Origin of the sequence: Rheinheimera sp. (assembly GCF_036568245.1) — a bacterium.
GTDB lineage: Bacteria > Pseudomonadota > Gammaproteobacteria > Enterobacterales > Alteromonadaceae > Alishewanella.
Map to the genome: position 1 here is coordinate 1 of NZ_DATCSY010000020.1, position 6,417 is coordinate 6,417.

8 protein-coding genes are annotated in these 6,417 nt (G+C 49.3%); 6 read left to right on the forward strand and 2 right to left on the reverse strand.

Features of this window, described 5'->3' with window-relative positions; translation table 11 throughout:
- A partial coding sequence (gene dapA, locus VIN66_RS00775; protein ID WP_331922218.1) for a 4-hydroxy-tetrahydrodipicolinate synthase occupies positions 1-520 on the reverse strand: 520 nt, incomplete at its 3' end.
- A 185-nt stretch (positions 521-705) separates the two neighbouring features.
- Between dapA and VIN66_RS00780 the strand changes: the two genes are divergently transcribed.
- The 3 genes from VIN66_RS00780 (at position 706) to VIN66_RS00790 (ending at position 2,887) form a co-directional block, all read left to right on the forward strand.
- Positions 706-1,230, forward strand: a complete 525-nt coding sequence (locus VIN66_RS00780; RefSeq protein WP_331922219.1) for a glycine cleavage system protein R — start codon at positions 706-708, stop codon at positions 1,228-1,230.
- A gap of 12 nt (positions 1,231-1,242) precedes the next feature.
- Positions 1,243-1,707 carry a thioredoxin-dependent thiol peroxidase gene (gene bcp / locus VIN66_RS00785; protein ID WP_331922220.1) on the forward strand — a complete coding sequence of 155 codons (465 nt, stop codon included), beginning with the start codon at positions 1,243-1,245 and terminating at the stop codon, positions 1,705-1,707.
- A 76-nt stretch (positions 1,708-1,783) separates the two neighbouring features.
- Complete coding sequence (locus VIN66_RS00790) at positions 1,784-2,887, forward strand: PQQ-dependent sugar dehydrogenase (RefSeq protein ID WP_331922221.1); 1,104 nt, start codon at positions 1,784-1,786, stop codon at positions 2,885-2,887.
- Between the two features lie 55 nt (positions 2,888-2,942).
- Here the strand turns inward: VIN66_RS00790 and VIN66_RS00795 are convergent, their stop codons facing one another.
- The gene (locus VIN66_RS00795) at positions 2,943-4,016 is read right to left on the reverse strand and encodes an AI-2E family transporter (RefSeq protein ID WP_331922222.1); all 1,074 of its coding nucleotides are present in this window, start codon (positions 4,014-4,016) and stop codon (positions 2,943-2,945) included.
- A gap of 213 nt (positions 4,017-4,229) precedes the next feature.
- Between VIN66_RS00795 and VIN66_RS00800 the strand changes: the two genes are divergently transcribed.
- From VIN66_RS00800 to VIN66_RS00810, 3 genes are all read left to right on the forward strand, one after another.
- Entirely contained in the window at positions 4,230-5,678 is a 1,449-nt protein-coding gene (locus tag VIN66_RS00800) for a M48 family metalloprotease (protein ID WP_331922223.1), read from the forward strand.
- 34 nt (positions 5,679-5,712) lie between these two features.
- Complete coding sequence (arsC, locus tag VIN66_RS00805) at positions 5,713-6,060, forward strand: arsenate reductase (glutaredoxin) (RefSeq protein WP_331922224.1); 348 nt, start codon at positions 5,713-5,715, stop codon at positions 6,058-6,060.
- Positions 6,057-6,417, forward strand: a 361-nt coding sequence (locus VIN66_RS00810; RefSeq protein ID WP_331922225.1) for an NAD(P)H-dependent oxidoreductase, incomplete at its 3' end; no start/stop codon positions are given. The genes arsC and VIN66_RS00810, both read left to right, overlap by 4 nt.

Sequence of the window (6,417 nt, forward strand, 5' to 3'; positions counted from 1 at the left end):
GTAATTCCGTTAAACGCTTCATTGAACCGGTCGCTTCTTTAATACCGACAATGTTTGACGTTTTAGCCAGTTCAGCCACCGTCTCAGGCAATAAATCGACGCCGGTGCGGCCTGGCACGTTATACAACAACACAGGTTTATCCGTCGCAGCGGCCACCGCATTAAAATGCAGCACCATACCTTTTTGCATCGGTTTGTTGTAGAAAGGTGTCACCGTCAGAAAGCCATCGATAGGCAATGCTGACAGTGCCTTTGTGCGCTCAACTGCCTCTGCGGTAGCATTGGCACCATTGCCAGCAATCACTGCAATACGGCCTTTTACCTGCTCACATACCGCTGAAATCACCTGCATTTGTTCTGCAAAACTTAACGTTGCTGCTTCACCGGTAGTACCCATGATCACCAGGCCTTCAGTGCCATTCTCCAGATGAAAATCAACCAAACGTTTGAGGCTGTCGTAGTCAACTTTCCCCTGATCAACCATAGGTGTGATTAGCGCAACCCAACTTCCTCTGAACATATGCAATACGGCCCCATTTAACGATAAGGGCGCCTATGTTAAAGAGACACTGACTTAAACACAAGAATCGATCAGCGTTTATCCTGCACCGGGACAAACGGATGACATAATCTGGCGGTATGTTACACTTGGCGCCAGCACTTCTTACCTTGCATTATTTGGTTTGTCATCTGGGTTTTTATACTATGCCACAACAACTTGTAGTAACGGCCATCGGTACTGACCGTACCGGTATTGTTAGCAAACTGGCGCGTTTAGTTACCGATTGTAATTGCAATATCATTGACAGCCGAATGGCTATTTTTGGTGGCGAATTTACGTTTATCATGCTGCTGTCGGGCGATCCGGCAGCCATCAGCCGGATTGAGCATTTACTCCCTGGCCTTGGGTTGGAACTTGATCTGACAACGATGACCAAACGTACCAGTGCGCACCAGCGTAAAGCAGTAGCAGCGCATTATGTACTGGAATACCACGGGCCAGACAAAGTTGGCACTTTAGGCAGCATTACCGGATTGCTGGCAAGCCGGCAGGTGTACATTGGCTCTTTGCAGTCAGAAAGCAAAACAACGCCGGATGGTCAGACTATGATGCATACCATTATGACGTTGGAGCTGCCAGAAGGTGAGCCGGCACGAGCTATTGAGGCAGATGTCATGGCCCTGGTCACTGAAATGAATCTGACGGGCAGTTTTCATGCCCAGACCTGAAAAGGAACAGTAATGTCTTATTTAACAAAAGGTGCTGTCGCGCCGGATTTCACCCTGACAAATCAAGATGAGCAGCAGGTTAATCTCAGTCAGTTGTTAAAAACTAACCGCGTGCTGGTATATTTTTATCCCAAAGCAATGACACCAGGTTGTACGGTGCAGGCATGCGGTTTAAGGGATACTCAGCAGCAATTGCAGGACAAAGGCGTGACGGTAGTCGGTATCAGTACTGACAGCCCTGCCAGGCTGAAAAAGTTTGCCGAGCGCGACAACTTAAATTTTACTCTGCTGGCCGATGAAGATCATAAAGTAGCCGACGCTTATGGTGTCTGGGGCGAAAAGAAATTCATGGGTAAAGTCTACGATGGCTTACACCGCATCAGCTTTCTGGTGGCTAAAGATGGCAAGGTAGAACAGGTATTCGACAAATTCAAAACCAAAGATCATCATCAGGTCGTGTTGGATTACTTGAATTAAGCCCTACGCAATGATTATTGTTGCGACACAAAACATATACCCGACGGCTGCTAACAGCCACTGTTAAGGAGTGAATATGCAAAAAACTATACTGGCGTGTATAGCAGCGGTTGCCATATCAGCGCATGCGGCGCCGCTTGAGTCAGAAAAAGCAGCCTTGGCAATTGATAAAGTGGCCGGTGGCTTTAACCACCCCTGGGGCATGACATTTTTACCAGATGGTAGTCTGCTGATTACCGAACGCAACGGTGGTTTAGTCAAGCTCAGTGCTGATGGCAAAAACAAAACCCCTGTCACAGGTTTACCTGAAATTGATGCCCGCGGTCAGGGAGGTTTACTTGATGTGATCCTGGCGAAGGATTTTAGCAGCAGTAAACAGATATATTTTAGTTTCAGTGAGCCTGGCAGTGGCGGCAATAGCACTGCAGTAGCGAAAGCCACGTTAAACGATGCCAGTTTGAGCAATGTTGAAGTGATCTTCAGTCAGGCGCCTAAGTACGATAGCCGTCACCACTTCGGCAGTCGTCTGGTGTTAGATAACGCCGGAAAGCTCTTTATTACAACCGGCGACCGGGGTAGCCAGCGCGATCAGGCACAGAAACTGGATAACCATTTAGGCAAAGTCATCCGGATTAACGCCGACGGCACAGTACCTGACGACAACCCTTATGTCAGCCAGACAGGAGCACGGCCGGAAGTCTGGTCATACGGGCACCGTAATATGCAAGGTGCAGCTTTGCATCCGCAAACCGGACAGCTTTGGACGCACGAACATGGCCCACAGGGCGGTGACGAAATTAATATTGCCCAGCCGGGTAAAAATTACGGCTGGCCGTTAATTACGTATGGTGAAGAATACGGCGGCGGGGTTATTGGCAAAACATCGCAACAGGGCCTGGAGCAACCACTACACTACTGGCTACCATCAATAGCACCGAGTGGCATGGTTTTTTACAATGCCGACATGTTCCCCTACTGGCAGCAAAACCTGTTTGTCGGCTCGTTAAAATTTGGTCAGTTGGTCAGATTAGAGCTTGATGGCAATAAGGTAACCCACGAAGAGCGCATCATGATCGGTCAGCGTATCCGTGATGTTGAGCAAGGCCCGGACGGCGCTTTGTATTTACTGACAGACAGCTCTGACGGAGAGTTACTGCGTATCATGCCCGCAACAGAATAAGCCGGCTTCCCCCAGATGTATCAAGAAAAACAGTGTGCTCAGGCACACTGTTTTTTTATGCGCCGGTATTATGGTGTGGGTGTGCCCTTGCCGACCAGGCATTAACGGTTGCTTTAACCAGAGATGCCAGTGGAATAGCAAAGAATATGCCCCAGAAGCCAAACAGACCGCCGAAAAACAATACTGCAATGATGATAAACACCGGGTTCAGATCAACGGCTTCAGAAAACAGGATCGGCACCAGTAAATTACCATCCAACGCCTGAATAATACCGTACGCCAGCATCAAATAACCAAACTCTGCTGTCGGCCCCCATTGAAAAAACGCCACCAGTGCTACCGGCAATGTCACAACAGCCGCGCCGATATAGGGTATCAGCACCGACAAACCAACCAATACTCCCAGCAACAGCGGATAATTCAGGCCAAAAATGGCAAACACCGCATAGCTGACAGCACCAACAATAAAAATCTCCAGAATTTTGCCACGTATGTAATTCATGATCTGCGCATTCATTTCATGCCAGACCTGACCGATAAGCTTGCGCTCCGAGGGCAGCAGTTGTACGAAGCTGGCCGTTAACTGCGCCTTATCTTTGAGCATAAAGAACACCATCATCGGTACCAGTACCAGGTATATCAGCAGCGCAACCAAATCGACAATAGATGCCAGCGACAGCTGCAACATATCCCGGCCAAACACCATCAACCGCTCATCGACGGAATGAATAAGAATATTAATTTGCTCTACACTGACCATACCCGGGAAAGACTGCGGTAGCTCCAGCAGATAAGTGCGCCCCTGCTCTATCATTTGCGGCAAGTCCCGCAACAGATTACGGCCCTGATACCAGACGATCGGTATAATCCACATCAGGGTCAGTGTCGCCAAACCGAGAAAGCCAGCTACTACGGCTATCGTACTGACCGAACGGGATAAGCCTAATCGGGTCAGCCTGACCACGGGCCATTCGAGCAGGTAAGCAAATGCGATAGCCACCAGCACAGGTGCCAAAATGCCACTTAACCAGTAAATCGCCATAAAGCCGATCAGCAGCAATAAAAACAACGTGACCACTTGTGGATCTGAAAATTTATTGGCGTACCATTTTTTCAACCAATCCAGCATATTAGAACTCCAGCATCGGGCAACACGGCAAAAGTGCCTGAGTCCGCATCAGTATACCGAAGATAACGGAGAATTTGGCGCTAAACCGTCTGTTGGCCAAAAATATATGTTAAGTTAGCGCCCTGACAAGCCGGAACTAATCGCAAGAAATCCGGACAAAGTCTGCATTACGTTAGTCACTCTTTAATACAAACAGGGGCAGGTGTTTTTCACATGACATTCTCTGCAGTAAACAAGCCCGTGCTCATTTGCCTGCTGGCGGCATTATCGCAAGCCATTTCTCCTTCTGTGCAGGCAGATTTGCCAGATCTTGGCGGCAATGCTTTTAATACCATCACACCTGACAAAGAAAAGCAGCTCGGCGATGTAATGATGCGCCAGACGCGGGGCAGCTTGCCGATGGTGTACGACCCCTTACTGGATGAATATATAAATTCACTGGGTAACCGTCTGGTCGCCCGCGCTAATGATGTCAAGTTTCCGTTTAAATTCTATTGGATTGATAACAAAAACATTAATGCTTTCGCGACACTGGGCGGCAATGTCACATCTCACACCGGCACGCTGGCAATAGCCGATACCGAAAGTGAATTTGCCTCTGTTATGGCGCACGAAATAGCCCACGTCACACAGCGCCACATTGCCCGTTTCGTTGAGGCTCAGAGTCAAAAAGCCCCCCTTACACTGGCAGGTATCTTGGGCGCTATAGTGCTGGCAACCGTAAACCCGGAGGCGGGCATGGCGGCAATGATGGCAACGCAAGGTGCATCGCAGCAAAGTGCCATCAACTTTACCCGCGGTAATGAGCAGGAAGCCGACCGAATTGGCATGCAGATTATGGTCGATGCCGGCTTTGATCCTTATGCTGTACCGGACTTTTTCCGTAAGCTGTCGGAGCAGAGCCGCTTTATAAACCAGCAACTGGCGTTTTTGCAAACGCACCCGTTATCGCAAAGCCGGGTCAGTGACACCCGTTTGCGTGCAGAACAGTTCCAGCAACGTTTTATTCCTGACAGCCAGGATTTTACCTTAACAAAAGCCCGGGTACTGGCACGCTACCATTACAGTAAAAATGATGCTGAGACGGTATTTCGCAAAAAGCTGACCGAGCCAGGTGGTAACACCAAAGCCAATCAGTACGGGCTGGCAATAGCATTGCTGGACAAAGGCGAGCTGGGCCAGGCACGTAAGCTTATCGAACAGATGTTGGAAAAAGATGAGCACAATTTATATTATATCGACGTATACACCGATATTTTACTGGCACAAAAGGAATACCAAGTCTGTCTGGATATGCTGGAACAGCAGTACCTGTTGCGGCCTAATAATCAGGTTGTCACGTTAAACTATGCTAACGCGGCACTGACATCCGGCGCCCCGCGGTTGGCAATTCACCTGCTGAAAAGCCTGCTGTTTTATAAAAGCGATAATATTCTGGCGTATGATCTGCTAACTCAAGCTTATAAAGCGGTGGGAGACTTTGCCCGCTTTTATGAAGCGCGGGCTGATCTGGCCTATCAGCGCGCCGATTATCCCCGTGCGATAGACGATTTAAATGAGGCACTGAACCATTTAAAACCGGAAGAAAAATTGGAAAACCGTCGCCTGGAAGCCAAGAAAAGACAGCTGCAAACCGAATTTGACCGTTTGCGCCGTATGTAACACCATATTGCATCCTCTATAAACAGGACAACTGATGTTAAAAATCTACCATAATCCACGCTGCTCAAAGAGCCGTGAAACACTTGAGTTATTGCAGGCCCGGGCTCAGCAGGTTGACGTTATTGAGTACCTAAAAACGCCCCCCACGGCATTGGAGCTTAAGCAGTTACTGCAGTGGCTCAATATTAGCGCCCGGCAACTGCTGCGCACAAAAGAAGATGAGTACAAAGCACTGGGGTTGGATGACAACAGCCTGACCGAACAACAATTGATAGATGCCATGGTAGCGCATCCCAAACTGATAGAAAGGCCAATTGTCGTGAACGGCAACAAAGCTGCCATTGGCAGACCGGCAACCAACGTGCTGAACATTCTGTCATGACCGCGACGATTCTGGTGCTGTATTACTCGCGCCATGGTGCTGTTGCAGCCCTGGCCGATAAAATTGCTATAGGTGTACAGCAAGCAGGCGCCGAAGCCCTGGTGCGCTGCATTCCGCCACTTGACCCACAGCACGCCAGCCGCCATGCCATAGTCAGTCAGGCTGAGCTGCGCCAGTGTGATGGCCTGGCATTTGGCAGCCCGGTGCGGTTTGGCAACATGGTCGCTGACGCCAAAGCATTCTGGGACAGCACCACCAGTATCTGGTTAAAAGGCGAACTGATTGATAAACCCGCCGGCGTTTTTACGTCGTCAGGCAGTATGCACGGCGGCAATGAAGCTACGTTGCTGAGCATGA